The following is a 26,079-nucleotide window of genomic DNA, read 5'->3' as shown; positions in this document are numbered from 1 at the left end:
TATATTTTCCAGTTGGAATCCAATGAGTTTCTTTAAAAGGAGCGATTTTAATATCAAAAGTAGCTTTCTTTTTCTCTTTCTCTAACCAACTTTTATCAAGTAAGAATTCGAGGTTTTTATTAGAATTTTCAATTTCGCGTGCTTTCCCATTATGTAATTTTAGTAACAGGAAGAATGCAGAAGGTAACATATAAAAAACTCCTTTTTTGATAAAAGTATACCAAACTAATCCAACGAACAAAAAGAGAACCCAAAATAATAAATAAACCGGAACAGGAGGTGCCCTTATGACAAAGAAAAAAATAGATATTCAATTAACAGACAAATATCAAATTAATTATGCAATAGGTGTAACTGAATTATCTGTATCTATTCCTAAAAAAGAAGATAGACCAGCACCGACAGAAGTTAAGGCTACATTTCAACTAAGAAAAACAGGAAAAGATAATCAAGACTTCATAGGGTTTGACGATGCTGGAGAATTTTTAAAACTTTTACATGATATTTCTTTTATTGCACTTCAGATTCAACGGAAATCTAATCAGGGAAATTCGTTGAATAAACCATCAGAACGGAATTTGATGTTACGGGCCATGTATTTTTACAAGGAAAATAATCAAAATATTCCATTAGGTTATTATAGTGAATCTTCAGATTATCGAAATTTATTCAATGTAAAAAATGATTCTTGGTTTATTGAATTACAAAAAGATTATCCCGAAATAAAAGACAATCTTTTTGTAATGATAGATGGAACAGAGTTTAAAGTCCCAACTGTTTAGAAACTAAATCAGACAAAATTTTTGTGGCAACTGTACCCATTGTTTTTAAAGAAACACTTTGAAACGTAGCTAAAGTGTTTTTAGTTTTTTTCCATACTTTCGGATCACGAATTGTGTTTAAAAATTCATGTCCATCCCAAGTAAGAGAATTAATTTTTACATCAATGATGGGTTGCTGATCCGATGATATAACTTTTCCTTTTAGATAACTATTCTCTACAAGCTTGGCGGCAGCGTAGATTACTGTTTCAGTATCATATTTAGGAACATCGTTGTTCCTTAGAAAATCATCTGATTCATCAATTAAATTTGTCACTAAAATACTATAATTCATCGGAGTATTTTCTACAGAAAGCAGAATATCTCGAACACAATCTTGATTTAACTTCATATATACTTCACCTCACTTTCAACTTGATTATATCAACAGAAACGTGTAGGAGATACAACTTAACTAACAGGAGGCGACATTATGAAATACGAGCAATACAAATTGCGGCAACGCAGAAACCTGTATAAAGCACTCCGAGATAGTGCAAGTATCCCAGGAGTTTTTCCAACCACGAAAGCGGAACAGGTTCAATATTTAAAGGAACGAAAAGCTTGGTTAAAAGGATTAAAAGGAAATCATAACGGATTCTTCAAAACTGGTGACTACATCGAAGTGTCTGGGAAACCAGAAGGAATAGTAGTCTATGCGGATGAGAAACAATTTGCAATCAGGCCTTTCTATGGGAGGGAAAGCAAGGATTCCATTCATTTAACATCATTCATAAAAATGTATTCAAACGATGCTAAGCACTACAAAGATAATTACTGGTTCAAAGTAATTCGTAATGCTAAACCACCATTTGAATACAAAACTGATGAAATCAAACCGATGATTCTAAGTTAGAAAGAATCATGGCGAGTGCGATGCTCAATTTCTAATCTAATGGGAGTTAGATACTTAATATATAAATCAAAAATTGAAATCACTGCTGTTCTCAGGGATTTCAATTTTTGATTTATATAATTGAAGCATTGTTAAATCATGAGCCAATTTTTCTGGATTTATATCGAATCCATTAACACTTGGAGTATCATGTTTCGCTTTCATATTTATCACCTCACTTTCTATTTGATTATATCAACAGAAACGTGTAGGAGATACAACTTAATGAAAGGATGTAACTGTATGACGCGAGAAGAAAAAATCAAACTCATTTTAGATGCGAGACCCCGTTTAGTCCATATCATCAAATGCGCTAACGATGAACAACTTGACCGATTGGTTGAAGAAGTTCAAAAAGATTTACAACGTGAATTAGATGAAGCAGCTTTTATTTAATTTTAAAGCAAAAAAGGTCGTTTGTATCAAGAAAATAAACAAAAGAGGAGTTGTTTACATGCAACGAAGCGCTAATATATCAACTGTTTTAGACAGAGCAGTTAAAAATTCAGAATTAAATCAAAAGGGTTTAGCACAAGTATCAAAAACACCGACTGCAACCGTCAGTGATCATATCAATGGAAGAGAAGTCAAATTTGATAAGGCGATGGATTATCTTGAATCTTTCGAAAATGAAAATGAAGTTTCTGTATTGAATGAATTGACTTCTGATTATAGCCACAGCTACTTAGGCTTCATCAAATCTATGGACGGTGAACTTGCTGAAATTTGTACTACTGCAGAACTTGATATTTTTCAACGTTTGGAAAGTGACGAACGAAAAGAAAGAAAAAGTCGTGCCGAAGTATTAATTGTTCAATCAAAAATGAAGCGATTGGATCAACAAGAAGTTTCGGAGCTTAGAGATTACGCATTAGAATTTTTAGATGAAATCATCGTAGAGTTATCCATTGTTTTTTCTATTTTAAATATTATCGGAATGTCAATTAGGGAAGCAATCCGGATAAAAATGCCTGAGTGGATAGCAAAAAAATACATGAGAAAAGGGTGATGTTAAATGCTCGTTTATACAATTCCAGAATTTGCTAAAGAAATAAAAACAGCTAAGGAAAATGTCTATATACTTTGCGAATTAGGAGTGATAAAAACACTTAGTTTCGGAAGTAAAGGTAAGACTATTTCCATATACGAAGCAGAACGATTCTTGAAAGAACACGCAGGCACGAATTTCAGTGAACAAATTAGCGAAGAAAAAGAGAGAAAAAAGTTGGTTGATTCTTGTCAGGCCAAAGTAATTTCAATATCTAGATAGGAGGAGTGAAAAAGGTGAAAAAGCATTTTGATTTTTGGTTGTTAGTCATCACAGTCCCGATGTTGGTTGCTTTGAGTTATATGCAATGGTTTTACTCAGTTATTGCATTTGTGGGAGTTGCGACGACTATCTACTTAAGATTCGAAGAGCATTGTTTCAAATGGTTTGAAAAGGAATGGAGGAAAAACCATGAATAACAATGGTTTGTTAATTGGTTTAGCATACCGAAAAAAAGATATCGAAACTGAAAAAGAATCATGTACCTATCAAGATGGTTTGTACACACGGTTCGTGGAAGGTCGAATTTTCGAATTTAATCGTCTTCTTTATGTTTTACAAATATCTAATGTGTTATCGGAAACTGAGGCGAAGGATTTGAAAATTGAAACGACCTAATGGGGAGGAGAGAGTTGAATGGGAAAAGATATAGTCCTTGTAGATATGGAACAGTTAGATAACAAAGTGTATATAGAATTCTATCCACGAGTTAGCCACAAACAGCGCAAACGATTGATGAATTGTATCCGTCGAAACACTGTAAATTTTGAGGATGAAACCAGTAAAGACTTACTAGGATTAACACAAGAAGAGTTTTTACAGTTATCTGAAGAACAAAAGTTTGTTGTTTACGCAAACTTGGTCGAAATGTTTTGTGGATCACAAGCTGAATTGGATGAACAGCGTGAGAAGTTTGAGGAAGAAAAAGCAGATTTTTGTAAGAAAGCGTGGTGACGTATTGATGCATAAAAAAGCACAAAAAAATACGACTCTACCGGCAAGTACGAAGTCGTAAAAGGAAAGTATTTTAACAAAATAACTTTCTTCTATTCTATCACGAAGGGAATGAGAGCGCAAATGGAACCGTTAAAAATCGAAGAAGCACAACGCGAAAAAATCAAGTTACCGATTTTACTCGCTGGTGTGACAGGTTCTGGAAAAACTTTATCTGCATTACTATTGGCATTTGGAATTGTAAAAGAGATGTTTCCGGATGCCGAAGAATCCGACTTGTGGAAAAAAATTGGACTAATCGACACAGAGCATCGCCGAGCATCACTTTACGCTGAATCCGAAAAAGCTGGTCAATTCATTGGAAAATTTTATGTTGCGAATATGGCCGAACCGTTTACGATTGATCGCTACGAAGAGGCGTTTTATCTACTTGTCAACGCTGGTTGCGAAGTTATCATCATCGATAGCATATCGCATAACTGGGAAGGACCTGGTGGGATATTAGACACCGTAGACAATGCTGGTGGAAAGTTTGGCGACTGGAAAACTGTCAAACCATTGGAAACACGTTTTAAAAATCTAATCATTAATGACAAAGTGCATGTTATTTCAACAGCACGAGTCAAATCAGATTTCATTGTCGAGCCTAATGAAAAGGGAAAAATGGCACCTCGAAAAGTTGGATTGAAAATGATTCAAAAAGATTCATTGGAATATGAGTTCGTTGTTAACTTTCGAATTGAGGCAGGCGCGGTTGCTTTCCCAATAAAAGACAATTCGGAAATTTTCAAGGAACCCCGTCAACTAACTGTCGATGACGGACGCAAGCTTTATGCATGGTCTGAAATCGGTGTTGATGTCGCCAAACAGGAACGCGAACGACGCGAAAACGAAGAGCGTCAGCGGTTGGCGATGATCAACTGGATTAATAATCAACAGGACCCAGCAACGCAACAAATTGTCATGCAGGCTATTAGTTCCATGCGTTTGCAACTTGATGCATGGGATTTTGTATCAGTTTTAAACCTATATAAACAAATCAAAGGAGTGTAATAAAAATGGGATTATTCGACGTAGATTACAACAATGCAGGAAGTGCTGGACATGTGCCACCAGGGTTTTACGAGGTATATGTTAGCGATTATCAAATCGGACGGTCTAGAGCGGGAAATGAGATTATCAGCTTATTTTATACAGTTCGTGAGGATATTAATCAACCGTCCCAAGGTGGGAAATTAAATTACGATAACTTCAACGTTATCCCAACTTCAAAATGGCGTATGGACGCATTTGCAAGAGCGGTAGGCATTCCAGACGGGACACCAATTAATTCTGCGGTTGAATGGGCTAACTTGATGGTCAATAAGGATTTGATTGTGAAAGTAGTTATGGGTACACCAAACGACAAAGGAAATGCGTATCCAGAAGTAAAAGAATTTCATCCAACGAAAAACCCGAATCGAGGACGGCCAATGCCGATTTTAGAAAAGGCATACGGCAATAACAACTACAACCAAAACGATCCACATCGACCAGGTGATAATAATAACTTTGGTGGTAGCTACGGGAGTTATGCATCACACCCAGCGAATAATGCAGGGGCGTATGGTTCTGGTGGTTATACAGGTAATAATCAAAATAATGCAGCCAATTATCAAAACAACGTATCAAATACGCAGAATATGCCGAACAACCAAAACAATGCGATGCAAAATGCAACTGATCGTATTGCCAATCACAATCAACAAGGACAGCAACAAAATTTAGGTGTTGATCCAACGCGAGACAATCGTAGCTTTGCCAATGGTGGTTTTAACCAATCAATCGATATTAGCGATGACGATTTACCGTTCTAAGGAGTTAACAAACTCCTTAGAATTCTAAATAATCAAACAGAAAGGAGGAAACATTTTGGACTATATCAGACAGATTAATGCTTTTGAAAATTGGCTTGAGTTTAACGATCTCGGCGCCGGTCCGCAATTGCTTTGGTACAAACTAATGCGAGTAGCAAACATAAGCGGATGGCAGAATGAGTTATCTATAGCTAATACAAGGCTAATATCAATGACTAAAAGTTCTGAAAAAACGCTGATTAATAATCGTAATCAGTTAATCCAAAGCGGACTCCTTCAATATAAGAAACGAGGTCGAACTAAATCAGGAATTTATATTCTAACTGACCTAACTACTGGAAATATTCCAGTAAAAACTACAGTAGTTAATACCACTACTGGAAAAATTCCAGTAGATTCTACAGTAAATAGGAAAGTAAATCCTTCAGTAGATTCTACAGTAAATCCTTCAGTAAATCTTTCAGCTTATATAAACGAAACTAAACTAAACGAAACTAAAGATAATGATATAGATATATCGGAATATCCTGCTGAGGTGATTCAACGGCTTTATAACAAATTTCCGACTGGCGTGTTACAAGGTGCTGTTTCTGATTGGTTGCAATATTGGCCAAGAGAAATGATTTGTTTCGCTATTGAAAATGCTTTTGATTATGGATGTGAGCTAAGAGGGTTAAAAGGTTATGTTTCGAAAGTTCTTTTAAATTGGCAACAATCAAACATTTCAACCTTACAACAAGCTATTGAAGCTAGTAATAAATTCAAAAACCAAAACAAGAATCAATATCCAAATCGAAAGCAACCAGTTCGTAAAGAAATATTACCTGAATGGGCAAACAATCCACCAGTTGAAAAAGAAGACTCAGAAGTTCAAGAAGCCATGCAAAAGCGGTTAGACGAATACCTTGCAAAACAGCAACGTGAAAAAGAAGAACGGGAGGCGCAAGCGAATGAAAATAAAAGTGTTACGCGTTAGCAATACCGAATCAAAAGGTCGATTACTCGTTGGAGTTACAGGTTATTTGAGTTATAAGGGCGAAAAAGCCGTTATTCATTATGGTGATTATCCCAACAATGGCATGTTAATTACTTCAAAATTGCGTCATGTGCAGCAATCCGATGATTCCGACATTATCGAGCTACACACAAAGAATACCGTCTATACCTTGCAGGAGTTAGAGGATGAATAGACTTAAACCAGCAGCAATTAAACGTCCAAAACAGCTTAATTTCAACCACACGAAACAGCAAAAATATGGCAATAAAAAAGTGGTTGTCGATGGCATTAAGTTTGACAGCATTGCAGAGTCTAAGTATTTAGCCGTTGCTCGTCTCTATGCTAAAAAATACAATCTTGAGTTGCGGTTGCAAGAAAAGTTCGTTCTACTTCCCGCACACAAACGTAACGGCAAAACAGTTCGTTCCATCAAATACGTTCCGGATTTTACTTTTTGGGATGGCGATCAACTCGTCAAGGTAGTGGATGTCAAGGGAGTTTGTACAAAGGATTTTACGATAAAAGCGAAATGGTTTTGTTACAAGTACAACTGCGACTTAATTCTCGCGAAATACGATTCATATACGGGATTATTCGCGGAAACAATATTTTAGTATGGTGCAATTTTGAACCAGTCGGTCAAATAGATTTGTTCGAAGGAGAGTGAAAATAATGACAGATTACAACGTAGTCTTTTGGACTAATGTCAAACGTTATCAAAAATTACGTGGTTATAGCGATGCCGATATGGCCAAGCTATTAGGACAAAGCACCAGCACTTACAAGACGTCCAAAAGTGACATGGTCGGCACAGGTATTCGGCGTTTAGGTCTATATACAGAGGCGCTGGATGTCTCTGCAGTGGATTTAGTCGAGGAATGGACGGATGACGAGTGGGATGCGTATGTAAAGGATCGTGAATCAGATGACTTATGCAAAAACAGACATAAAAGCGCAAATTAAGCGCTTGGAAAATAAACATGGTAAGGATGTTGTGCTGCAAGCGTTGAAAAGTTATCTAAAGGAGAATGGGAATGTATGAAACGATAAAAGGAGAGATAATTGACGGTGAAATCACTGCTAAGTTGGAAAAAACGATGGTCGTTTTAGATGCAGATGGTTATACACATTTATGCAAGTTGGTGGGTGAAGGAGTTAAGCAAGAAAGACGATTTATCATCAACGAAGATAAACCTGGTAAAAACGAGAAATTTCTTGGTAAAAACGCGATTCGCGTCGTTTATCCAAATGGCAAATATGAAGATTTTCCGTCTATGCAGATTGCAGGCGAGTGTTTTAAAGTCAGTCGCCACGCAGTGAGTAAATATTGCAGTGTCGATAGAACGATAAAACATGGGCGTTTTAAAGGGTATCAATTTATCAAATTGTAGGAGGAATAAGGATGAACGAATTAATCGAAAAAGTAGAACAATGGTCAAAAGATAAAGGATTGGATAAAGCGGAACCTAGCAAACAATTTTTAAAATGCTGTGAGGAATTAGGGGAATGCGCCAGTGCTTTAGCAAGAGGTAACCACGAATCATTAGAAGATGGTATTGGTGATGTGGTAGTAACTTTAATCATCCTTGCCCAACAAAACGGAATGACGTTGGAACAGTGTCTAAACACAGCATACAACGAAATTGCAGAACGTACTGGAAAAATGGTAGATGGTGTGTTTGTTAAGTCAGAGGATTTGTAAGGAGGGCAAATTAAATGATTTACGCAGCATATAAAGGCGAAGAAATCGTTGCGATGGGAACGCTAAAAGAAGTAGCGCAAGAATTACGCATTAAAGAGTCGTCCGTCATTTGGTATACAAAACCATCAGCTAAAAAGCGAACAGAAAAATATAAAAACGGACGTACGATCATTAAATTTGAGGAGGATGAATAAAATACCCAACTGTTATATTTTGTGAGAAAGGACGTGAATTCATTGGCTCGAAGAAAAAAACAATTGTTTGTTGATTATTACGATGAATGGGTTGAAACCTATAAAGTTGGCGCAATTGCTGATGTTACTTTGGCAAAATACTATGTAGCAGGGAAGCATTTAAGAAATATATGCCCAAATTTATTAATGTCTGATTTTGACAGACGAGAGTACCAAAGAATTATAAACGAATATGCTAAAACACACGAAAAACAGACCACTATTGATTTTCATCATCATGTTAAAGGGTGTATCAAGGATGCGTTTCACGACGGTTTATTAGATAAAGATCCTACGTATCGAGCAGTACTTAAAGGTAAAGAACCCGCAGAAAAACGCAAAAAGTACTTACAAAAGGATGAGCTAATAAAATTATTACATTCTTTAGATTTAACAAGTGGAATAAATCGTGACTGGTTCATCTTGTTATTGGCTAAAACAGGCATGAGATTTGCTGAATGTTTAGCTATAACACCCAATGATTTCGACTGGTCAACCAACCAACTAACGATTGATAAAACGTGGAATTACAAAGATGCGATAGGCGGTTTCCAAAAAACGAAAACCGAAAGTAGCGTCCGTAAAGTTGTTATTGATTGGCAAATTGTAGGGCAGTTTAAACCGTTGCTAGACAATTTGGAACCCGATGAACCCATATTTGTTGAAAAGCTGCCAAATGGACAATACAAAAGACAATACAATTCAACTTATGTCAATTTTTTGACTGGCAAGTGCAAAGCGTTGGGGATTACTGAAATTGCATTACATGCGCTGAGACACACACACGCCAGTGTATTACTTGCAGAAGGTGTTTCCATTCACACGATTTCTGCCCGTTTAGGTCATGCAGATGTAGGTGTGACACAAGAGACATACGCGCATGTCTTGGACGACCTCAAGAAAAAAGACGACCAAAAAATGATGGCTATACTTATGCAAATAGCTTAACGAGGTGGTCATTATGAATGGTAAAAAATGGACCGAAGATGAAGATATTTATTTGGAATATTTCGTTTATGAAAATGATGCAACCATCCAAGCAGCCGCTAAATTTTTAAATCGCACAGAAGGAGCAGTGAACACAAGGCTAACGGCTTTACGAAAAAATGATGCAAAAACGGCGTACATGAAGCGTCGCTGGAAAAAGAGTGAGGATCAATTTTTGAAAGACCATTATAAATTAATGACAGATGAATTACTCAGTCAAAGACTGATGAGAACCATTCAATCTATCAAATCTCGACGAAAGTATCTACGGTTGAGTAGAACAAGGCCTGTTCATATTCACAAGAAAAAAATTTTGGAACTAATCAAAGAAGGTTACTATCGAACTGAAATTGCTAAAGAACTAGATGTTGACGTAAAATCATTGAGCACTTTTATAAGGCAAAACAATCTCTATTGCAAACCAGTACCATATGAGCAACGAACAGAAAAAATGAAACAGAGGTGGACATATGATAAGCAACGAAGTAATCAATCAACTACTAGGGATTGAAGAATCTTATAAGGCACCCAAAAAAATGCTTGAACTGATGTTAGATGATGGAAAGCGAGTAGATTTATTCGAACGATTTCTTGATTTTGAGTCAGATTTGAAATTCGAATGGTTTCAGAATTATTTTGAATCAGAACATGCTGATCGAAAAGTAAAAAAACAAGACTTTACACCAAACTCTGTCAGTCGATTAGGTGCGTTGATTATTGGACGAAGTGACCAATATTTTGAAGCAGCTGCAGGAACTGGCGGAATGATGATTCAAGCTTGGACAGAACAGCCTCATCAATTTTACATCGTGGAAGAACTCTCAGATCGTGCCATACCTTTCCTTCTTTTTAACATATCAATCCGTGGGATGAATGGAATTGTAAGGCATGGAGATAGTTTGAAACAAGAGTTTAAAAGAGAGTATCGAATTTTAAACGATGGAAAATTCAGCAAAATAAAATAAAAAAACATCCCATCTATGTAGCAGCACTGATACAGAAAGGAAGGTGAAAGCACTGCTTTAGCAGCTTCAATCAGTTCTTCGAAGTATCCGTAATAGCTAATTCATCCAGCATAGATAAAATTCTGATTCTGCTTTGTTTTTCGCTCGAGCGATCCGTGAGATTTGCGACGACAGCGACTAACGAAAAAAAATAATATCAGTGTTGCTACATAGATGGGATGGAAAGGAAATAAAATGAAAACATCTGTTTTAATGAATCCACCGTTTTCGGCTAAATGGGAACAAAAAAATGATGGACGATTTGAGCCATTTGGATTAGCACCAAAAACAAAAGCAGACTTTGCATTTTTACTACATGGATTTCATCAATTGCAAGACGGTGGAACAATGGCCATCGTCTTACCACATGGCGTGTTGTTTAGAGGAGCTGCAGAAGGAAAGATACGACAAAAATTACTAGAAATAAATGCAATCGACGCTGTCATCGGGTTACCAGCTAATATATTTGCTGGAACTAGCATTCCCACCGTAATGATTGTTTTGAAGAAAAAAAGAATGACAAGCGATGTTTTATTTATCGATGCTTCACAGGAATTTGAGAAAAGTAAAAGTATCAATGTAATGCAGGACAGTCATATTAATAAAATCTTTAATGTATATCAGGAGCGGAAAGATATTGATAAATTTGCACATTTAGCTTCGTTTGAAGAGATTGTTGAAAATGATTATAACCTCAATATACCGCGATTTGTGGATACGTTTGAGGAAGAAGAACCCATCGACTTAGGTCAGACTGCTTTAGAGTTAATGAAAATCAATCAGCAAATTCGCGAAAGTGAGGCAGGGTTACTAACCATGTTAGATCAATTGACCGGAAATCCAAACGTTATGGCTGATATTGAATTAATGAAAATGATGTTAACAGATGATATTGGTGGAAGCCCTAGTGGCCAAGCGAGATTATTTTAAAGGAGTGGAGTAAATGGATTATCAATTACAAATCTTATTAGAACTCGAAGAAGGATATCCGTTTTGGTTTGATGTAGCCGCAATTGATTATACAGAGGAAACGGTGTCGTTTATCGATGGAGTAGGAGAAGAAATCGATGTCGATTACGACAATGAACCACTAAGAATCAAAGAAGGGGTGAACCTATGATCGCGATAATTCACTGGATAGCAGCAATTGTATTTTTTCTTCTTGCTGTCAGAGCAATTTCTATTTATAAAAACAAGCCGATTAAAAAGTACGAAGTGTCGTTTACCACGTTTTTGAGCAAAGAGGTGCATACGCTAGATGTCAACGCAAGGACGGAACGAGGAGCCTTGCGGGAAGCGAAACAATGGGAGTTTGTGCACGAGATAATTGATTGTAGTGAGGTAGAAGAATGATGACAATAATTATTTCTGCAGCCATTTCATTTTTAATCTCGTTTGGGATGATGCAGCTTAATTTGAAAATGAGCCAAAAAGCACTTGATGAGTTTTTTGACAAAGAAACTAAGTGGTTTCAGCAACAATTATCATGGATTATTGATACTTTAAAAAAATGGGAAGCGAAGAAAAATGAGTGACTATTTCCGAGAACTAGGTTCAGCCTTTAAAAAATTAGTAGTAGAAGTATGGAAATTTATCGAATATTTATTACGCGAGGTGTCGGAATGATGAAATTTAAAGCAAAACCTAAAATGGTAGATCAAACACCCTCTGATTGTGATATTCCAGTAGATTCAGAGGGGTATGTGCATGGATGGTATGTGCATGGATTTATTGTAGGCTCAGTGATTGAGTCTACAGAAGAATATATAACTTTGGAATATTGGTGTCCTGTTGATGTAAGTACGTTGGAACAGGAATGGATATGAGGTGTCGGAATGATTGTAGTTGTGACAGTAGTAATCACAGTGTTTTGTGCCACCATTTTCTATAAAAATTGGAGGAACCGCAATGAAAAATGACTTAACAGCAGAGGAATGGTTAGTTTTAAATGAGTTCCTTATGTACGGTGGATTTGTATTTGAAGATTGGGATAGAGATGGGACATTAAGCGCGAAAAGTCGATTACTTGATTCGGCAACAGAAAAAATAAAGCAGACAGCAAAGGAGATTCGAAAAAAATCGGAGGTAGGACGATGAATCAAATAGAAAAAACGATCGACAGTCGCGAAGTCGCTGAGATGTTGGGAAAACAGCATAAGGAATTGTTAAGAGATATTCGCAAATATATTCCCGTTTTAACGGGTGCTAACTTGCGCTCGTTAGATTATTTCATCCCCAGCGACTACAAAGATATTAAAAATGAAATTCGCCCGTGTTATTTAGTCACAAAAATAGGATGTGACTTAGCAGGCAATAAATTACAAGGGGACAAAGGGATTGAATTTACAGCTAAATACGTAAAACGTTTTGAAGAAATGGAACATCACATCGCCAAAGTGGAATCCAAACCATCGTCAACCAAAGCGATGTTACAAGCGGCATTAGAACATGAGGAACGCTTGGATAATTTAGAAGATGAAGTGAATCAACTCAAAAATGAAACGATAATCAATACCAGTCAACGTCGGAAAATACAAGGTAAGGTATCATCAGTCGTTATCATCGCACTAGGTGGCAAAAAGTCGCATGCATATCAAGATAGTGGTATCCGTATGACGGCCTTTCGTAATTGCTATAAGGAGTTGCAACAACTCTTCGATGTCGCTTCTTATATGGATATTCCAAAAATTCGGTATGACGAGGCGATGGAAATTATTCCTAAATGGCGACCGAGCATGGAACTAATGGCAAGGATTGATCGTGCGAATGGCAATGGTTATCTATTTGGCGATGCGAGTTAACGACAAAAAAAAGCACCAGGTCATAAACCTAGCGCCTCTTACAATTATCCGCAAAATAATTGTACCACGGAGGCGCACGAGATGGAAATGAAATTAGTCACGTCACTAGAAGAGTTAGAAAATATCAGAGAAAAACACGCAGTCATTGTCGTATCAGACGGTAAGATACAAGTAGGTGAGCTTCCAGCATACGGTGATGTGCAAATTGTCTGTAAGGACAAAAAGGCAAAACGAATCAAAGTACAAACCGAAACACAATTATAAATACGTCCTACCAGACGACTGGCGGACACAGATTGACAGGTTAATCCCTGTTAGTTTGTGTCCGCCTTTTTTATTTCTATTTAAAGGGGCTGAAATTATGAAAAACTGGAATAACTCGGACGAACTAGCGGAATTGTATGCAGACGATCTAAGGGGATTGGTATCCCTTTATAACGAATATAAAGCATTAAGAGAAGAATATTTACAACTTCAATTTCAATGCGAAAATGAAGGAAAATGGGATGAATCATTGAGGTACAAAGGATTGAGAAAAGAAATTCGCCTGCAGATGAAAATAATCGGCCCGATTGTTTCTAGTAGTCGTTATGTTATCCAATGGTTAAGGACCGGAAACGAACCTAAAAGTGGTCATCCAGTCAGCAGGCTATCATACACTCAACGGACTGTTTCTGTTTCCGATGTAGATCAAGCACTAACTTATTTAAACCATTTAAAAACCAATTATCATGAAATGACCGATGACGAACGAGCAGAATTGGATATCTTTTTAAACGGAATGAGTACCAGGGAACGCGAAGTTTTTATTTCAGTTCGTGGTAAAAGGAATACGTTTGAAATGACTGCGGAATACTTAAATATCAGCAAATCGGCTGTACAAGAATATTTAAAACGCGCCGAAAGCAAAATACTTAAAACTTTAGATGACAACGTTCAGACGTCACTTTTCTGATAAATATTAAGAAAAGGTTAAGGAGTATCGTTGAGTTAGTATAAAATTTCTGTTTTCGCCCATTTTTTCCGTTTTTTGTCGTACGAGAGCAACCTATATATGTAGAAATATTGAATCAGTGGACCATTAGCTCAGATGGTTAGAGCAGACGGCTCATAACCGTCCGGTCGGAGGTTCAAGTCCTTCATGGTCCATAGCTATCTATCGATAGTTTTTCATTTTGTCCATTCGCGGAAACATCTGGGGCTAGCAACCACATATTGTGTATATATTAATTTCCTTGGTGTGGCGGGGGAGTTCGAGGTGAATGCGATGCAATCGTATTGGTACATAAGTAAGAGATTAAAAAAGCCGAAAAAGCGTGGATTGATTAAGATAATCAAACGCACCAACTATCTAATTATCGAGTTGTCCAACGAGGCAGACAAGGATTCTTTGGATAAATGCCAACTGATTTATTTGGGATGTGGTGAGTTTAATGATCGTCATATTCAATCTGCTTTGTTGCGTAATCACTTTTAGGAGGTGAGGTCATGGCTAAAGGGAAATACGAAGAATATTTAACCGAAGAAGGTCTCCTTAAATTGGAAGGTTGGGCACGCGATGGTCTCATCGACGAGCAGATTGCCGAAAAAATCGGAATTAGAAGAGAGACTTTATACGATTGGAAAAAGAAGTATCCTAACATTTCTAACGCCTTAAAGGCCGGAAAAGAGATTGTAGACCGAAAAGTCGAAAATGCACTGCTTAAACGGGCGCTAGGGTACGAGTATGTTGAGTCTAAGTATGCGATGGTGGCTATGGAAGAAAATGAGTTGTACGACGCTAGGGAAGATTATATCCATCGCTTCAAGATGGCGAATCCGGAAGCGACTGATGATGATATACGACGTGAGCGCGAATCGTTTATGCCGTATAAAAAGGTGTTAGTCGAGGAAAAAACGAAAGAGGTATCGCCTGATACCAATGCTGCCAAATGGTGGTTGATGAATCGTAAGCCTGATGTATGGCGTGACAGGCAACACGTGCAACACGATGGAACCGTTAAAATTGATAATCCGTTTACTGGTTTGACGGACGAGCAACTAAGGAAACTTGCCGATGACGACGGTTGATTTGGAGCTCATCAAGGAAGAGTCGCGCAAAGAGTTAGCACGTCGTAACTACATCGATTACTTCCAACGTTCTCACGGTTACACTCATAAACCGTTACGCCATCAAAAACACATCGCTCCCTATTTGCAACGTATTGCAGATGGTGAACGATTATTTATTATCGTCGAGCTACCACCACAGCATGGTAAATCGACTTTTATCACAGAGACGTTTCCATCGTATTATTTGGGTAAGAATCCCGATAAACTCGCGATGGTTGTATCTTATTCGGAAGAACTTTATAAAAAGTTCGGACGTAAGAACCGGGAGAAGTTTCGAGCGTATGCCGAAGAATTATTTAATGTGAAAATAAGTTCCGATACCGCCAGTGTTTCCGAGTGGGGGATAGATAATCATCTCGGCCAACTTTACAGTACGTCCATTTTAGGTGGTGCGACTGGTCGTGGTACGGATTTACTCATCGTTGATGACCCGATTAAAAACAGGGCAGAAGCTGAGAGTAAGACAATGCGCGATAAGATTTACAATGAGTGGCAAGATACATTTTATTCTCGTTTGTCTGCGACCGGTTCCGTTATTATCATCATGACGAGATGGCATGAGGACGATTTAGTTGGGCGGTTGTTGAAAGAAAAAACATTACCGTGGATTGAAATCAAGATACCAGCCATCGCCGAAGAGGACGACTTATTAGGCCGTGAAGTCGGCGAGGCATTAGCTCCTGAAATCGGAAAAGATGAAGCTTGGGCGGAACAAACCAGACGAGTAAGTGGTTCACGCGGATGGAATGCACTGTATCAACAACGTCCATCGCCAGCAGGGGGAGATATATTCAAGCGATTATGGGTAAAATATTATGTGCCTTCAATAAAGATCAGAAATGAATTAGGACTAAGCGATGATGTAAGGATTTTACCTAGTTCTTTTAGTCAGCAATTGCAGTCTTGGGATTGCACATTTAAGGATAAGGACACATCGGACTATGTAGCTGGTCACGTTTGGGCTAGACATGGTCCAGACTTTTTCATGCTTGATCGACACCACGAAAGAATGGGAATAGTCGATACAATGAAAGCAATTAAAATGATGACTACAAGGTGGCCGGACGCTGTAATGAAATTAATCGAAGACAAAGCCAATGGCTCCGCTGTTATCGAAATGCTTCAAAAGAAAATTAGTGGAATCGTAGGTATCAACCCAGAAGGTGGTAAAGCGGTCCGTGCACAAGCGGTTGCTCCTTATTGGGAGGCTGGTAATGTCTATTTACCACATCCGTTGTACAAATCTTGGTCAGATGATGTTGTTTCTGAGTTAGAATCATTTCCAAACGGTAAGAATGATGATGATGTCGACGCGATGTCACAGGCGCTGGTTAAGATGGAAAAACCATTTGACCCGAAAGAATTACCTAAAGCAGCGCCAATGATTAAAGGAAGGGGGCGAAGAAAATAAATCCGATTAAGCGTTTTAAACGATACCGACAAAAACGGAAAGTAAAAAAGTACATTAACAATTTGCGATTTGATGCGTTAAACCAGGTTGGTGGAAAAATACGGAGTGGACGTGAAACTCGGCCCTCTTGGGAATATGGTTTTTACAAACAATTAAATCAACCACTTCGACGTGGTCCTTATCGTGATAAAAAGGTAGTTGATGCATTAAAGCTGCTTCGTGATTTAAATCCGGATGCTTCTATGGCGGTCTGGAACTTTTTGCGTTTAGCCAATCAAGGGCATGAAGTCGAAGTGTTTGATATCAACGGTGATATTGATACAGCGATGCAAGAGTATATCAATGATGACTTAGCGCCACGTTTAGGGAAAATTTACGGCGGAGGGATGGACCAAGTTGTCAATGTCCTTAATCTTACAGGATATACACAGGGGGCGGAAGCAATCGAAGTTGAATTGAACGAATCGTTGGACGATATTATCGATTTTCATCCACTCGACCCTAGTCGCTTAGATTTTGTTCCTAACGGTGAAACAGGCGAATTGGAACTTTGTCAGAAGCAAGAAGATGGCACTTATAAAAAATTGAATGAAGAGCAAGTGTTTTATATGCCGTTAGACCCTGACATTGACGACCCATTCGGACGTAGCCCGATGCTACCTGCAATCGAAGCTGTAATGTTTCAAGCACAAGTGTTAAATGACTTAAAAGCGGTCGCCCATCATCAAGGGCTTGCACGATTTGATATCAGCGTATCAACTCAAGCGATTATTGATAATTTGCCAGAACATATATTGGCTGATGAAGAACAAGCTAAGCAAGCCGTTGCGAATTTTATGAATGGTGTTGAAGAGGCGTTCGATGATTTAGATCCCGATGATGATTTTTATCATAATGACGCTATCACGATTACTACAGTCGGAGGTACAAGTGGTAAATCGATGGATAGCAAATCTTTAATTGACATTATAAATCAACAAGTTGTTACATCGCTCAAACAATTGCCGATTCTGCTCGGTCGTAACGAATCAACAACAGAAACGCATGGCTCTATCCAGTGGGAAATTCACATCGCTGGTGTTCGTAGTATTCAAAAAATGACGAAACGAATGCTTGAGCGAGCGTACACTGTCGCTTTACGTGTTAAAGGCAGTCAATCTAGTGTTTCGATTAGCTTTGACGAGGTGCGAACGAAAGATCGCGCAGCCGAAGCAAGTGCAGAATCTGTTGAAATTCAAAATGAAATAATGAAATATCAACAAGGCTGGATTGATAATGACGAGGCGGCTAATAAAATCGTTGGTCATGATTCAGTAGGGAGTCCGATTGCTCAAACGTCTTCCAATAGTGCCAATTCTTATTCTAGCTATTTATCTCAATTAACAAATAAGACAACAACGGCAGAAGGGAGCGATGAAGATGACGAAGAAGGTCGCTCATTCCGACAGTTCCCGTCAGAAATCTACCTTCGCGGGAAATCGAACCATTGATGAGTTTGTTTTATTAGGAGAGCCGTGGAGTGATGCAGTAGGAGGGATTGCAGAGGATGCTTATATTGCGTTCTACGAGGTTTTGCAATCGCAACAACAATTTGTAAGCGAGAAACTAGAAAACGCTGCAGAACTACCTGAAATTGACACTAAAGCAAACTCACGTTCATTAGATGAAGATGATTATCCAGAAGAATTCATTGCTTGGGTGGAAGAGTTTGTTTTTAGCGATGATAATTTGGAACATATGGTAGAGGAATGGGAAGAGTTATTTGCTGCATGGATACTAGGGACAATCATGACAGTTGGCGAGATTAATTTACTCCAGTTTTATCCGGAAGTCACATTTGATTTTATTGACGATCAACTAATGGATTGGATGAAATGGCGAGCCAACGATTCAGCAGTCAAAATAGTTGGAACTACAGCTTCCGAAGTTCGGGAGCTTATTTACAATACCTTAGCTGATGGCCCATACTCTATCGACAAAGTACAAGAAGCATTGCAAAAAAACTATACCTTTTCAGATACAAGAGCACGTAGCATCGCCCGGACGGAAATCTTGACGGCCCAAACAACGGGGCAGTTCGCATCAGATATGGTGTTTTATAACGATGAAATGTTAATTGGCAAGTATTGGCAAGACTCCGATGACAGCAAAGTTCGTCATTCGCACGAAGAAGCCGATGGTCAAGTGAGGGAGTTCATGGAGCCGTTCGACATTGGTGGAGAAAAGATGATGTTTCCTCGCGATAATGCATTAGGAGCGACAGCAAAAAATGTTATCCAATGTCGGTGTACGTATAGATTATTGTGGGTCGGTCAAGAAGATAAGAAAACTCAGCTCATTGAAGCATTTGGAGGGTAATATCGATGGAGAAAAAACAAATCGTTGGAATTGTTGTACGTGATAATGGATTATGTCAGAAATCAGACAACGAAATTATTCGTTCAGCACTGTTTTCTAAGGTTGGTCAGTTGGAGCGGACGCTCGAGCGTAAGAAACATATCTTATCGCCGAACGAATATAAAGCGTTACAAGACGAATACGAACGTACCTTTGCACTGACGGAACAATTTCATCCTAACAATGGTCATCGTGCCAATGCGAAATCTATCGATGGTTCATTCCGATGTCCGTTTCCTGGTTGTGAATCACGAAAGAAAGGTTGATTTGTATGAATAAAGGAACAGGTAAACCGTTATCGTTGCATCGTTTTTTCTTGTTATTGTATGGAATGTCATTCAAATTAAAACAACCGCCTGACGACCCCATCAAAGAACTACACGACAAAAACGAACTGATGTGGAATCGAATTAAAACGGACAAAACAAGAAAGGACTCGTGATCCAACATCTCGCAACTATGCGTTAAATAGTTTTAAAAACCGTATCGAATTCGAGGCGGTTTAATTCTGTAGATTAAAACGTTGTTACGTCAATGTTTGTATCAAGTTTTCTGCAGATTAGCTATTTTTCTCTGCAGATATGAAAGGTGGTGAGTAAATGAAAAATATCGCTAGCATGCCTATGCGTATCGAACCCGTGGTGATGAACGATGACGAGTTAGCTAAAGTGAACCGTCATACCAAACGCCAATTCAGTACCGATGAATTATTCTTATTTTCGGGAACAATCAGTGATGATACCGTCGATTCTTTCGATACACGCATGGACCCTGCAACAACGTTACCACTCTTTGCATCTGATTTATTAAACGGTGTTTCTCTTTTGGATGGTCATAACACTAATTCAGAGCCTTACGGACGTTCGTTTGATTCTGAAATTATCCAAAAAGAAGGTGTTACACGAGTTGTCGGTCATTTTTATGTATTACGTAATAGCAACTCGAATGGTCGTTCGACCAATGACATTATTCGAAATATCGAAGGTGGCATTATTCGTGATATGTCGGTAGGTTTTTCTGCGAGTTTGGATGATTATATTTGTTCTGCAGATGGAAAAAGTTATTGGGATAGTCCTTATTTTCCGGGCGATCGCGATACAGATGGCAACCCAGTATTTTACTGGATTAAAAATGCCACACTACGTGAAGTATCGACCGTTTATAAAGGAGCTAATGGGAACGCATTTATCGAAAAGGCTCGTCAAGCCATCGCTAATGGTGAAATTGACAGTAAAAAAATCAATGCATTAGAAGAAAGATTTCAAACACGTTTTGATGACGTCGAGAAGTCTTTTTTTAGTACAAAAAAACGTAAAAACGAAGGAGTTGTAGCAATGGAAATCAAAGATATTCGTGCAGCAATAACTAATGGATCGCTATCTGTTAGTAAATTGCGAGAAGTGATGGAAGAAAATGATGTTCGTTTTGAATCACAAGACAACATCGCAATTCGTAACGCTTTAGGCGATGATGCAACAGTTGAATCAATTCGTAAGCTAAAAGATGAAGCGGAAGCAGGTCGTCAGTATAAAAAAGATTTAATCGAAGATGCTGTGAAAGCTCGTGTAGCGATTCAAGGTGATGGGTTTAACGCTGATAATTATCGCTCAATGCTAGAACGCTCTGATGTTGAATACATCAAAGATGAGCGCGAAAGTTACGAGAAAATGAAGGGGAGTAAATATACTTCCGGGCGTCAAACGGATAACGGTCAACAAATTACTGATGATGTAATTGTTTCTGAACTTAAAGGAGGAAAATAGTATGGGATTAAGATATCCACGTGGAGGCATTTTACCTGATGATTATGGGTTAAGCCTTACAGTTTATTGTGAAGATGCAACAGAAGCGAATCCGGTTGTACCTGGTACGCCGTTAGTATTCTCTTCAACAGCAGGTGAGTACGGGGTCAAAAAGGCAGCAGATGGTGATGAGCCCGAAGCGTTTGCTAAAGTTACAGTACAAAAGCCCAACGAACCGTTAAGTGTTCACGTTGCTAGCAAATATGTACGTAACATCAAAATTGCATATGTAGGTGCATTAGCAGTTGGAGATAGTGTAGTTGCTGCACCAGATGGAAAATACAAGAAGGCTGATGCGAAAAATAGCAATCTTGTTGTGAAAGTTAATGATGCAACCAAAACAGCGGAGGTGCTTATTTAATGGCGGATAAATTATTTACGAAAAAAATTGTTAATGCTCGTGGGGAAACAATCGAATTACCAGAAGGGCAAGAGCTTAATCAGGAATTACGAAAAGTATCGAATGCTGCAGAATTCAACAATCGCGGTTCTAAATTAGTTAGCGAAAAATCTTCTTTGTTAACTGCTCGTTATTTTTCCGAAATTGGAGTGACATGGGCCGACGTTAAACGTGCGATGAATCCTGATGTATTCCGTCGTTCGGTCGGTGAATTGTTTACTAACGACAATACCGCACCTTTATTTACAACGCTGATTGAAGATTATGTGCGCGGTGCTTATGAACGAACTGGTCGTGCAGATCAGTTATTAATGGGGGTCGTTCCAATTAGTCAACAAACTTCTTCATTCTATGTGGCTGAAAACTTAGAAGACGAAGATTTGACTTTCAATAAAATCGCTCAAGGTGCGCCAATTCCAGTGACTACCATTAAACTTGCTAACAATCGTTCTATTCAAGTTTACAAGCGTGGTGGCGGTGTCGAATTAACAGATGAAGCGAAATCCATGAATATCGATATGCTTGCAGGTCATTTGAAACGTCGTGGACAACGTATGAGTCGTGTTGATGAAATGTTAGCAGTTGAAACATTAATTAACGGTTATTTTGACGATGGGTATGATACCCCTAAAGTAATCGGTGTAAAAGAAGTTGGGAAAATCAGCTTAATTGACATGTGGCATGCGACTGTATACATGCAAGAAGTATTAGGTTTTACGCCAGATCGTGTGATTATGAATGCTAAAACAAGTGAATTATGGGCGACTACTATGTTACCTAATAATCAATATTTATTCTTGGATGAATTGCGCAATGGTGAAACACCAAACGTGATCAAATCTGTTCCGTTTATCTCAGAACAGATGGCAGATGGTCAAATCATGTTTGTTGATACGGATTTCGCCTTACAAGAATATGTGTACAAAGCTTTATCTACAGAAAATGATCGCAATGTCAAAACACAAATCGAAGGATCATACACAACTAAAACAGCTGGTTATGTACCATTCGAAACAAATGCTCGCGTAATTATGGATGCTAGTGTATTGCGAACATAACCCTTAAGGAGGAATTTTCATGCCTAGAAAAAAAGAAGAAACAACAGCAGCGAATGTTAATACTGAACCATCAGTTGGAAAAACTGAAGTTCCTGAAGAAATAAAAGAGACTACTGAAAATGAACCAGTGGTCTCTGAAACTACTGATTCCGAAAATGTTAACCCACAAGTTTATTTAACAGTGACTGCAGAAGGAAAACAATATGTGGAACAAGGGATTGTCATTCGTTATGGCGAAAAAGTTGTTGCACCAGATGTTTATTCAGATGAGTTGATTGGTCGAATCAGAGCGGGGTTCGTTAAGGAAGTGGAGTAGTATGTTTATCGAAAGAGATGAAATACTAAGAAATTCTAGATACAGTTCATTAATCGAATCTTTACAAGCAGATAAGTTCGACGAGTTATTAAAACGGACAGATACCTACATCACAATACGTACTCGTAAAGACTACTCCGAAACGAATAATCCATTAATTAAGCAGACGTTAAAGACAATTACGTGGCGATTGATGGATTATTTGTTTTATTTCGATAATGATTTTGATATGGAAAATCATTATGCGGGTATTCAATCGGAAAGTATTGGTGGTGATTACAGCTATACGCTTAAAAGCGATGCTGAATCGGACGTTGGTATTGGCTTGACTGGTGATAAAGAACTGGATTTATTACTCGATTCATTGACGGTTATTCCTTCATCGCCAATGTATTTTTCAACAGGAATTCCTAAGAAGAAGGGGTGGTAATGTGTCATTCGATAAATTACTTCCCCACACGTGTGAGATTACACTACCAGGGAAAGAGAATATAGGAATGGATGATTGGGGACGCCCAATTTATAAGGATAAAGAACCGAAAGAGGTTTCTTGTCGTTATATGACAAGGACTGTAGTCACAAAAACGAATGTTGGTCTTGTAGAAGTTAATGAAACGAGCCTGTTACTACAAAAAACATGCGAAGTAGACAACGAAATGACGATTTCTAATGTCAAAGATGCCGATGGTAATTTATTAACGACGAAACAACTGGAAGTTGAAACAATCGTTCGACAAACCGCTCGGAAAAAGCTGCATCATTACAAAGTTTTATTAAAGGGTGTGGATTAGATGGAAGGTAAAGCGAAACGAGCAACGGTCACTTTTAAAATTGGTCCAGAACTCGAAAAGTTTTTTGATGGTGATTCAGCAGTTTTTGACGAAGCAAAAGAAAAATCAGTCGAAGCGATGTCTCGTGTTTGGGCGGATGGTGCAAAAGATATCACTCGTGCAGATCATCATATTCAAACTGCTGCATACATTAATTCCATTGGTTACGCTGGAAATTATGTGGGACCAAAAGGAAATAAAGTGGGTTCTGTCATTAATGAATCAGAAAAGAATGGCAGTAAATTAACTTTGAGAGTGGGCTCCGGAGTAAGTTATGCTAGTCGATTGGAAAAAAAATACAACATATTTGGTCGTGCATTGGACTCTTATCTTGATGATATGGCCAGTGTAGGTCTGCAGTATATCAAACAAGTTGTTAAAAAACGGAGGTCGAGATAATGGACTATCTAGACAGTACTAATCCGATACGTCGTTTTCTTTCTCAATCATTCGATGAGGAGTTTGCATCGATTCAATCTTTCAAAATTGATTCTGATACGCCTTTGCCATGTTTATTGGTTAAAACAATAGGAAGACAGACTATCCAATTGTTAGTTCGAGCTGAAAATGATATTGAAGCGTTACAGCTTTGTACAGATGTCGGCAACTATTTGAAACGAAATTTTGCTGACATAGAGAATATCAATGTTTTTGATGTTGATTTTCAGACTGTCCCCATTCCAGATGTTGATGAAAAAACGAAAAAAGATGAAGCTTGGTGTTATATGCGCATCAGCTATTTTGAATCCTAGGAGGGATTTTATTGGATAATAAAACGAAAAATACAACTACAAAAGAAGAATCTACTACTTCGAGCCCTAAAAAAGTAACAGTTACTGCAGTATCGCTTGCAGGGAGTAATGCATCGCTTAATTTTACGTTAGGTAAAAAGAATTACATCGTTTTACCAGGTGAAGTTTTAGAAGTGAATGAAAACGAATTAGTTACGTTGAACGCTTTAAGTAATTCATGGAAATTTGAAAAGGAGGGTAAGAAATAATGGCAGATAATTTTTATAAATTTGACAAGACGAAAATTCAAGGCGGTGCTGGTCGTCTAATCATCGGTGAAGATACTGATTTTCGACCAGATTCCATCGAAGACATCATGGATTTAGATACCTACGAACTAAAAGAAGGTTTTCGTGATTTAGGTGGTACGACGGAAGGTATTGCTCGTTCTCGTGGTAATGAAACCGAAGATGTTGTCATTGATCAATCAACTACGCCTATTGATACAACAATTAGTACTTGGACCAATACTATTGCAACAACTTTAATGGAAACATCCGTTGACAATCGACAATTAGCGTTAGCTGGCGGAACCATTGAAGAAACTGCAGCAACTTTAGGTACACCAGCCACTTTAGCAGCTCCTGTTAACAAAGGAAATAAAAAGGTGAAAGTTGCATCTGGTTCAGGCACATCATTCACTTCTGTGAAGTTTGCTAAAATCGGCAACGAAACAATCGAAATCGCAAATGTGAAAGATGATGTCATTACTCTTAAAAAGGGTGTATCAGTAGCGTATGCGACAACGGATACATTAACCCCTGTGACTAAATTAGGAACTAAACGCATCGCATATGGCGCACCATCGTATGTGCCAAACTACAGCTTAACATTGATTGTTCGTCGTGATGACGGAACATTCCTAATGGTCCATTATTACGAAGTGAAAATCAGTGATAATGTAGAAACCAATCATGGGAAAGAAAAAGCAACATTGCCAGTGACTTTTAATGCATTTGCGCAAGACGACTTTCCAGACGATGAAAATGTTTACTTGGAAATCGAACAAACGTTATAACCTAAAGCCTTGCATAGCAAGGCTTTTTATTTATTTTAAAGGAGCGTATCAATATGACAGATATCAATAATGTAGTGGAAATGAAAAAGACAGTAGTACTAAGTGATGGTTCAACAATCGAAATCCCACGATTAACGAATAAAAAAGTTTTGCATCTAGTTAAATTTGTTGCTGGTGATGGTGTAATTATTTATTCGAAATATCAAAATTGGCGTGAAAAAAATACCATTAAAACACCTTCTCTCGATGAAGATGGTAATCAAAAGAAAAATGAAGACGGTCAATTGTTATATAATTTCAAATTTCCGACTGCTGAACAATTTGTGGAATTTATTTTGGAAGAAATTCCAGATGAAAAACTAATGACTCTACTATCTATCTTATTAGATCAATCAATTGATGCAGTTGAAAACATGGACTTTTTTGACACATCGTTAATCATCGCAGAATTTATTGCAGTCACTCCAATTGAAAAATTAATCGGTGTGGTAAAAAAGGCCCAAGCGAAATTTCGACCGATGACGACGGAGGAAAGTATAAAGAAAGCACTCGAGACTCCGACGAACAAAACAGCATCGGCGACTCATTACACGTTTTCGCCGATCAACTAATTGAACAGATTGAGTACGTATCTTTTTACTTTAAT

46 protein-coding genes, 1 tRNA gene and 1 pseudogene are annotated in these 26,079 nt (G+C 38.0%); 46 read left to right on the top strand and 2 right to left on the bottom strand.

The genetic code is table 11. The features are described from left to right. Nucleotides 1–287: 287 nt before the first annotated feature. Entirely contained in the window at nucleotides 288–782 is a 495-nt protein-coding gene (locus tag AC4BC5_RS00750; protein ID WP_490496276.1) for a hypothetical protein, read from the top strand. Here AC4BC5_RS00750 and AC4BC5_RS00745 read toward each other — a convergent pair. After that, on the bottom strand, nucleotides 763–1,173 hold the full coding sequence (locus AC4BC5_RS00745; RefSeq protein ID WP_490496275.1) for a DUF2513 domain-containing protein: 411 nt from the start codon (nucleotides 1,171–1,173) through the stop codon (nucleotides 763–765). The genes AC4BC5_RS00750 and AC4BC5_RS00745 overlap by 20 nt on opposite strands. An 81-nt stretch (nucleotides 1,174–1,254) precedes the next feature. On the opposite strand from AC4BC5_RS00745, the gene AC4BC5_RS00740 reads away from it, so the two are divergent. Beyond that, nucleotides 1,255–1,677 (top strand): hypothetical protein, encoded by a 423-nt coding sequence (locus AC4BC5_RS00740; RefSeq protein WP_490496274.1) that lies wholly within the window; start codon nucleotides 1,255–1,257, stop codon nucleotides 1,675–1,677. 66 nt (nucleotides 1,678–1,743) lie between these two features. On the opposite strand, the gene AC4BC5_RS00735 is transcribed toward AC4BC5_RS00740, so the two are convergent. Next, nucleotides 1,744–1,881 carry a hypothetical protein gene (locus tag AC4BC5_RS00735; protein ID WP_490496273.1) on the bottom strand — a complete coding sequence of 46 codons (138 nt, stop codon included), beginning with the start codon at nucleotides 1,879–1,881 and terminating at the stop codon, nucleotides 1,744–1,746. Nucleotides 1,882–1,959: 78 nt separating this feature from the next. Here AC4BC5_RS00735 and AC4BC5_RS00730 point away from each other — a divergent pair, with 78 nt between their 5' ends. The 44 genes and pseudogenes from AC4BC5_RS00730 (at nucleotide 1,960) to AC4BC5_RS00515 (ending at nucleotide 26,044) form a co-directional block, all read left to right on the top strand. After that, nucleotides 1,960–2,112, top strand: coding sequence for a hypothetical protein (locus tag AC4BC5_RS00730; RefSeq protein ID WP_490496272.1), 153 nt, complete (start codon nucleotides 1,960–1,962; stop codon nucleotides 2,110–2,112). 58 nt (nucleotides 2,113–2,170) lie between these two features. After that, on the top strand, nucleotides 2,171–2,725 hold the full coding sequence (locus AC4BC5_RS00725) for a hypothetical protein (RefSeq protein WP_490496271.1): 555 nt from the start codon (nucleotides 2,171–2,173) through the stop codon (nucleotides 2,723–2,725). Between the two features lie 6 nt (nucleotides 2,726–2,731). Further along, nucleotides 2,732–2,986 carry a hypothetical protein gene (locus AC4BC5_RS00720; protein WP_490496270.1) on the top strand — a complete coding sequence of 85 codons (255 nt, stop codon included), beginning with the start codon at nucleotides 2,732–2,734 and terminating at the stop codon, nucleotides 2,984–2,986. A gap of 189 nt (nucleotides 2,987–3,175) precedes the next feature. Beyond that, on the top strand, nucleotides 3,176–3,382 hold the full coding sequence (locus AC4BC5_RS00715) for a hypothetical protein (RefSeq protein ID WP_490496269.1): 207 nt from the start codon (nucleotides 3,176–3,178) through the stop codon (nucleotides 3,380–3,382). Between the two features lie 18 nt (nucleotides 3,383–3,400). Further along, nucleotides 3,401–3,718, top strand: a complete 318-nt coding sequence (locus AC4BC5_RS00710; RefSeq protein ID WP_490496268.1) for a hypothetical protein — start codon at nucleotides 3,401–3,403, stop codon at nucleotides 3,716–3,718. Nucleotides 3,719–3,841: 123 nt separating this feature from the next. After that, nucleotides 3,842–4,771 carry an AAA family ATPase gene (locus AC4BC5_RS00705; RefSeq protein ID WP_490496267.1) on the top strand — a complete coding sequence of 310 codons (930 nt, stop codon included), beginning with the start codon at nucleotides 3,842–3,844 and terminating at the stop codon, nucleotides 4,769–4,771. A gap of 5 nt (nucleotides 4,772–4,776) precedes the next feature. After that, nucleotides 4,777–5,574, top strand: a complete 798-nt coding sequence (locus tag AC4BC5_RS00700) for a DUF669 domain-containing protein (protein ID WP_490496266.1) — start codon at nucleotides 4,777–4,779, stop codon at nucleotides 5,572–5,574. Nucleotides 5,575–5,629: 55 nt separating this feature from the next. Continuing rightward, complete coding sequence (locus tag AC4BC5_RS00695; RefSeq protein WP_490496265.1) at nucleotides 5,630–6,550, top strand: DnaD domain-containing protein; 921 nt, start codon at nucleotides 5,630–5,632, stop codon at nucleotides 6,548–6,550. Next, nucleotides 6,525–6,764 carry a hypothetical protein gene (locus AC4BC5_RS00690; RefSeq protein ID WP_490496264.1) on the top strand — a complete coding sequence of 80 codons (240 nt, stop codon included), beginning with the start codon at nucleotides 6,525–6,527 and terminating at the stop codon, nucleotides 6,762–6,764. Before AC4BC5_RS00695 ends, AC4BC5_RS00690 begins: the two co-directional genes overlap by 26 nt. Beyond that, nucleotides 6,757–7,185 carry a DUF1064 domain-containing protein gene (locus AC4BC5_RS00685; protein ID WP_490496263.1) on the top strand — a complete coding sequence of 143 codons (429 nt, stop codon included), beginning with the start codon at nucleotides 6,757–6,759 and terminating at the stop codon, nucleotides 7,183–7,185. Before AC4BC5_RS00690 ends, AC4BC5_RS00685 begins: the two co-directional genes overlap by 8 nt. 58 nt (nucleotides 7,186–7,243) lie before the next feature. Beyond that, nucleotides 7,244–7,534, top strand: a complete 291-nt coding sequence (locus tag AC4BC5_RS00680; RefSeq protein WP_490496261.1) for a hypothetical protein — start codon at nucleotides 7,244–7,246, stop codon at nucleotides 7,532–7,534. Nucleotides 7,535–7,605: 71 nt separating this feature from the next. Beyond that, on the top strand, nucleotides 7,606–7,962 hold the full coding sequence (locus AC4BC5_RS00675) for a hypothetical protein (protein ID WP_490496260.1): 357 nt from the start codon (nucleotides 7,606–7,608) through the stop codon (nucleotides 7,960–7,962). Nucleotides 7,963–7,973: 11 nt separating this feature from the next. After that, a complete protein-coding gene (locus AC4BC5_RS00670) occupies nucleotides 7,974–8,273 on the top strand; it encodes a MazG-like family protein (RefSeq protein ID WP_490496259.1) in 300 nt (99 codons plus the stop codon). 14 nt (nucleotides 8,274–8,287) lie between these two features. Further along, nucleotides 8,288–8,467 (top strand): hypothetical protein, encoded by a 180-nt coding sequence (locus tag AC4BC5_RS00665; protein WP_490496258.1) that lies wholly within the window; start codon nucleotides 8,288–8,290, stop codon nucleotides 8,465–8,467. Between the two features lie 42 nt (nucleotides 8,468–8,509). Then, nucleotides 8,510–9,454 carry a site-specific integrase gene (locus tag AC4BC5_RS00660; RefSeq protein ID WP_490496257.1) on the top strand — a complete coding sequence of 315 codons (945 nt, stop codon included), beginning with the start codon at nucleotides 8,510–8,512 and terminating at the stop codon, nucleotides 9,452–9,454. Between the two features lie 13 nt (nucleotides 9,455–9,467). Then, nucleotides 9,468–10,004, top strand: a complete 537-nt coding sequence (locus tag AC4BC5_RS00655) for a hypothetical protein (protein ID WP_490496256.1) — start codon at nucleotides 9,468–9,470, stop codon at nucleotides 10,002–10,004. Continuing rightward, nucleotides 9,964–10,458, top strand: coding sequence for an N-6 DNA methylase (locus tag AC4BC5_RS00650; RefSeq protein WP_490496255.1), 495 nt, complete (start codon nucleotides 9,964–9,966; stop codon nucleotides 10,456–10,458). Before AC4BC5_RS00655 ends, AC4BC5_RS00650 begins: the two co-directional genes overlap by 41 nt. Nucleotides 10,459–10,701: 243 nt before the next feature. Further along, nucleotides 10,702–11,427, top strand: a pseudogene (locus tag AC4BC5_RS00645) (N-6 DNA methylase); the annotation flags it as partial. Nucleotides 11,428–11,440: 13 nt separating this feature from the next. Further along, entirely contained in the window at nucleotides 11,441–11,617 is a 177-nt protein-coding gene (locus AC4BC5_RS00640; RefSeq protein ID WP_490496254.1) for a hypothetical protein, read from the top strand. Next, nucleotides 11,614–11,850 (top strand): hypothetical protein, encoded by a 237-nt coding sequence (locus AC4BC5_RS00635; RefSeq protein WP_490496253.1) that lies wholly within the window; start codon nucleotides 11,614–11,616, stop codon nucleotides 11,848–11,850. Before AC4BC5_RS00640 ends, AC4BC5_RS00635 begins: the two co-directional genes overlap by 4 nt. Further along, nucleotides 11,847–12,032, top strand: a complete 186-nt coding sequence (locus AC4BC5_RS00630; RefSeq protein ID WP_490496252.1) for a hypothetical protein — start codon at nucleotides 11,847–11,849, stop codon at nucleotides 12,030–12,032. Before AC4BC5_RS00635 ends, AC4BC5_RS00630 begins: the two co-directional genes overlap by 4 nt. Before the next feature lie 48 nt (nucleotides 12,033–12,080). After that, the gene (locus AC4BC5_RS00625; protein ID WP_490496251.1) at nucleotides 12,081–12,323 is read left to right on the top strand and encodes a hypothetical protein; all 243 of its coding nucleotides are present in this window, start codon (nucleotides 12,081–12,083) and stop codon (nucleotides 12,321–12,323) included. 82 nt (nucleotides 12,324–12,405) lie between these two features. Then, nucleotides 12,406–12,594 (top strand): hypothetical protein, encoded by a 189-nt coding sequence (locus AC4BC5_RS00620; protein ID WP_490496250.1) that lies wholly within the window; start codon nucleotides 12,406–12,408, stop codon nucleotides 12,592–12,594. Next, nucleotides 12,591–13,298 carry an ORF6C domain-containing protein gene (locus tag AC4BC5_RS00615; protein WP_490496249.1) on the top strand — a complete coding sequence of 236 codons (708 nt, stop codon included), beginning with the start codon at nucleotides 12,591–12,593 and terminating at the stop codon, nucleotides 13,296–13,298. Before AC4BC5_RS00620 ends, AC4BC5_RS00615 begins: the two co-directional genes overlap by 4 nt. An 81-nt stretch (nucleotides 13,299–13,379) precedes the next feature. Continuing rightward, nucleotides 13,380–13,562, top strand: coding sequence for an XtrA/YqaO family protein (locus tag AC4BC5_RS00610; protein WP_490496248.1), 183 nt, complete (start codon nucleotides 13,380–13,382; stop codon nucleotides 13,560–13,562). A 97-nt stretch (nucleotides 13,563–13,659) separates the two neighbouring features. Further along, on the top strand, nucleotides 13,660–14,253 hold the full coding sequence (locus AC4BC5_RS00605; protein WP_490496247.1) for a helix-turn-helix domain-containing protein: 594 nt from the start codon (nucleotides 13,660–13,662) through the stop codon (nucleotides 14,251–14,253). 120 nt (nucleotides 14,254–14,373) lie between these two features. Then, nucleotides 14,374–14,447 (top strand) — tRNA-Ile (locus tag AC4BC5_RS00600). Between the two features lie 339 nt (nucleotides 14,448–14,786). Then, complete coding sequence (locus AC4BC5_RS00595) at nucleotides 14,787–15,368, top strand: helix-turn-helix domain-containing protein (RefSeq protein WP_490496246.1); 582 nt, start codon at nucleotides 14,787–14,789, stop codon at nucleotides 15,366–15,368. Further along, on the top strand, nucleotides 15,355–16,821 hold the full coding sequence (gene terL, locus AC4BC5_RS00590; RefSeq protein WP_490496245.1) for a phage terminase large subunit: 1,467 nt from the start codon (nucleotides 15,355–15,357) through the stop codon (nucleotides 16,819–16,821). Before AC4BC5_RS00595 ends, terL begins: the two co-directional genes overlap by 14 nt. Before the next feature lie 62 nt (nucleotides 16,822–16,883). Continuing rightward, nucleotides 16,884–18,311 carry a hypothetical protein gene (locus tag AC4BC5_RS00585; RefSeq protein WP_490496244.1) on the top strand — a complete coding sequence of 476 codons (1,428 nt, stop codon included), beginning with the start codon at nucleotides 16,884–16,886 and terminating at the stop codon, nucleotides 18,309–18,311. An 82-nt stretch (nucleotides 18,312–18,393) separates the two neighbouring features. Continuing rightward, a complete protein-coding gene (locus AC4BC5_RS00580) occupies nucleotides 18,394–19,179 on the top strand; it encodes a phage minor head protein (RefSeq protein ID WP_490496243.1) in 786 nt (261 codons plus the stop codon). Between the two features lie 5 nt (nucleotides 19,180–19,184). Then, nucleotides 19,185–19,484, top strand: a complete 300-nt coding sequence (locus AC4BC5_RS00575) for a hypothetical protein (RefSeq protein ID WP_490496242.1) — start codon at nucleotides 19,185–19,187, stop codon at nucleotides 19,482–19,484. Between the two features lie 5 nt (nucleotides 19,485–19,489). Next, nucleotides 19,490–19,660, top strand: a complete 171-nt coding sequence (locus AC4BC5_RS00570) for a hypothetical protein (protein ID WP_490496241.1) — start codon at nucleotides 19,490–19,492, stop codon at nucleotides 19,658–19,660. A 157-nt stretch (nucleotides 19,661–19,817) separates the two neighbouring features. Next, nucleotides 19,818–20,981 carry a hypothetical protein gene (locus AC4BC5_RS00565; protein ID WP_490496240.1) on the top strand — a complete coding sequence of 388 codons (1,164 nt, stop codon included), beginning with the start codon at nucleotides 19,818–19,820 and terminating at the stop codon, nucleotides 20,979–20,981. A 1-nt stretch (nucleotide 20,982) separates the two neighbouring features. Then, nucleotides 20,983–21,381 (top strand): hypothetical protein, encoded by a 399-nt coding sequence (locus AC4BC5_RS00560; protein ID WP_490496239.1) that lies wholly within the window; start codon nucleotides 20,983–20,985, stop codon nucleotides 21,379–21,381. Beyond that, the gene (locus AC4BC5_RS00555) at nucleotides 21,381–22,478 is read left to right on the top strand and encodes a hypothetical protein (protein WP_490496238.1); all 1,098 of its coding nucleotides are present in this window, start codon (nucleotides 21,381–21,383) and stop codon (nucleotides 22,476–22,478) included. Before AC4BC5_RS00560 ends, AC4BC5_RS00555 begins: the two co-directional genes overlap by 1 nt. Before the next feature lie 19 nt (nucleotides 22,479–22,497). After that, the gene (locus AC4BC5_RS00550; RefSeq protein WP_490496237.1) at nucleotides 22,498–22,794 is read left to right on the top strand and encodes a hypothetical protein; all 297 of its coding nucleotides are present in this window, start codon (nucleotides 22,498–22,500) and stop codon (nucleotides 22,792–22,794) included. Nucleotide 22,795: 1 nt separating this feature from the next. Next, nucleotides 22,796–23,224, top strand: coding sequence for a hypothetical protein (locus tag AC4BC5_RS00545; RefSeq protein WP_490496236.1), 429 nt, complete (start codon nucleotides 22,796–22,798; stop codon nucleotides 23,222–23,224). A gap of 1 nt (nucleotide 23,225) precedes the next feature. Further along, nucleotides 23,226–23,585 (top strand): hypothetical protein, encoded by a 360-nt coding sequence (locus tag AC4BC5_RS00540; RefSeq protein ID WP_490496235.1) that lies wholly within the window; start codon nucleotides 23,226–23,228, stop codon nucleotides 23,583–23,585. Continuing rightward, nucleotides 23,586–24,023 (top strand): hypothetical protein, encoded by a 438-nt coding sequence (locus AC4BC5_RS00535; protein ID WP_490496234.1) that lies wholly within the window; start codon nucleotides 23,586–23,588, stop codon nucleotides 24,021–24,023. Then, nucleotides 24,023–24,376: a hypothetical protein gene (locus tag AC4BC5_RS00530; protein ID WP_490496233.1), complete on the top strand. Its 354-nt coding sequence runs from the start codon at nucleotides 24,023–24,025 to the stop codon at nucleotides 24,374–24,376. Before AC4BC5_RS00535 ends, AC4BC5_RS00530 begins: the two co-directional genes overlap by 1 nt. A gap of 11 nt (nucleotides 24,377–24,387) precedes the next feature. Beyond that, nucleotides 24,388–24,624 carry a hypothetical protein gene (locus tag AC4BC5_RS00525; RefSeq protein ID WP_490496232.1) on the top strand — a complete coding sequence of 79 codons (237 nt, stop codon included), beginning with the start codon at nucleotides 24,388–24,390 and terminating at the stop codon, nucleotides 24,622–24,624. Beyond that, nucleotides 24,624–25,433, top strand: a complete 810-nt coding sequence (locus AC4BC5_RS00520) for a hypothetical protein (protein WP_490496231.1) — start codon at nucleotides 24,624–24,626, stop codon at nucleotides 25,431–25,433. Before AC4BC5_RS00525 ends, AC4BC5_RS00520 begins: the two co-directional genes overlap by 1 nt. Before the next feature lie 53 nt (nucleotides 25,434–25,486). Then, on the top strand, nucleotides 25,487–26,044 hold the full coding sequence (locus tag AC4BC5_RS00515) for a hypothetical protein (protein WP_490496230.1): 558 nt from the start codon (nucleotides 25,487–25,489) through the stop codon (nucleotides 26,042–26,044). Nucleotides 26,045–26,079 lie beyond the last annotated feature (35 nt).

This window comes from Enterococcus sp. AMC2644, assembly GCF_058216475.1.
Note: the sequence above shows the minus strand (reverse complement) of the source record. Positions and strands in the feature narration are given on the sequence as shown.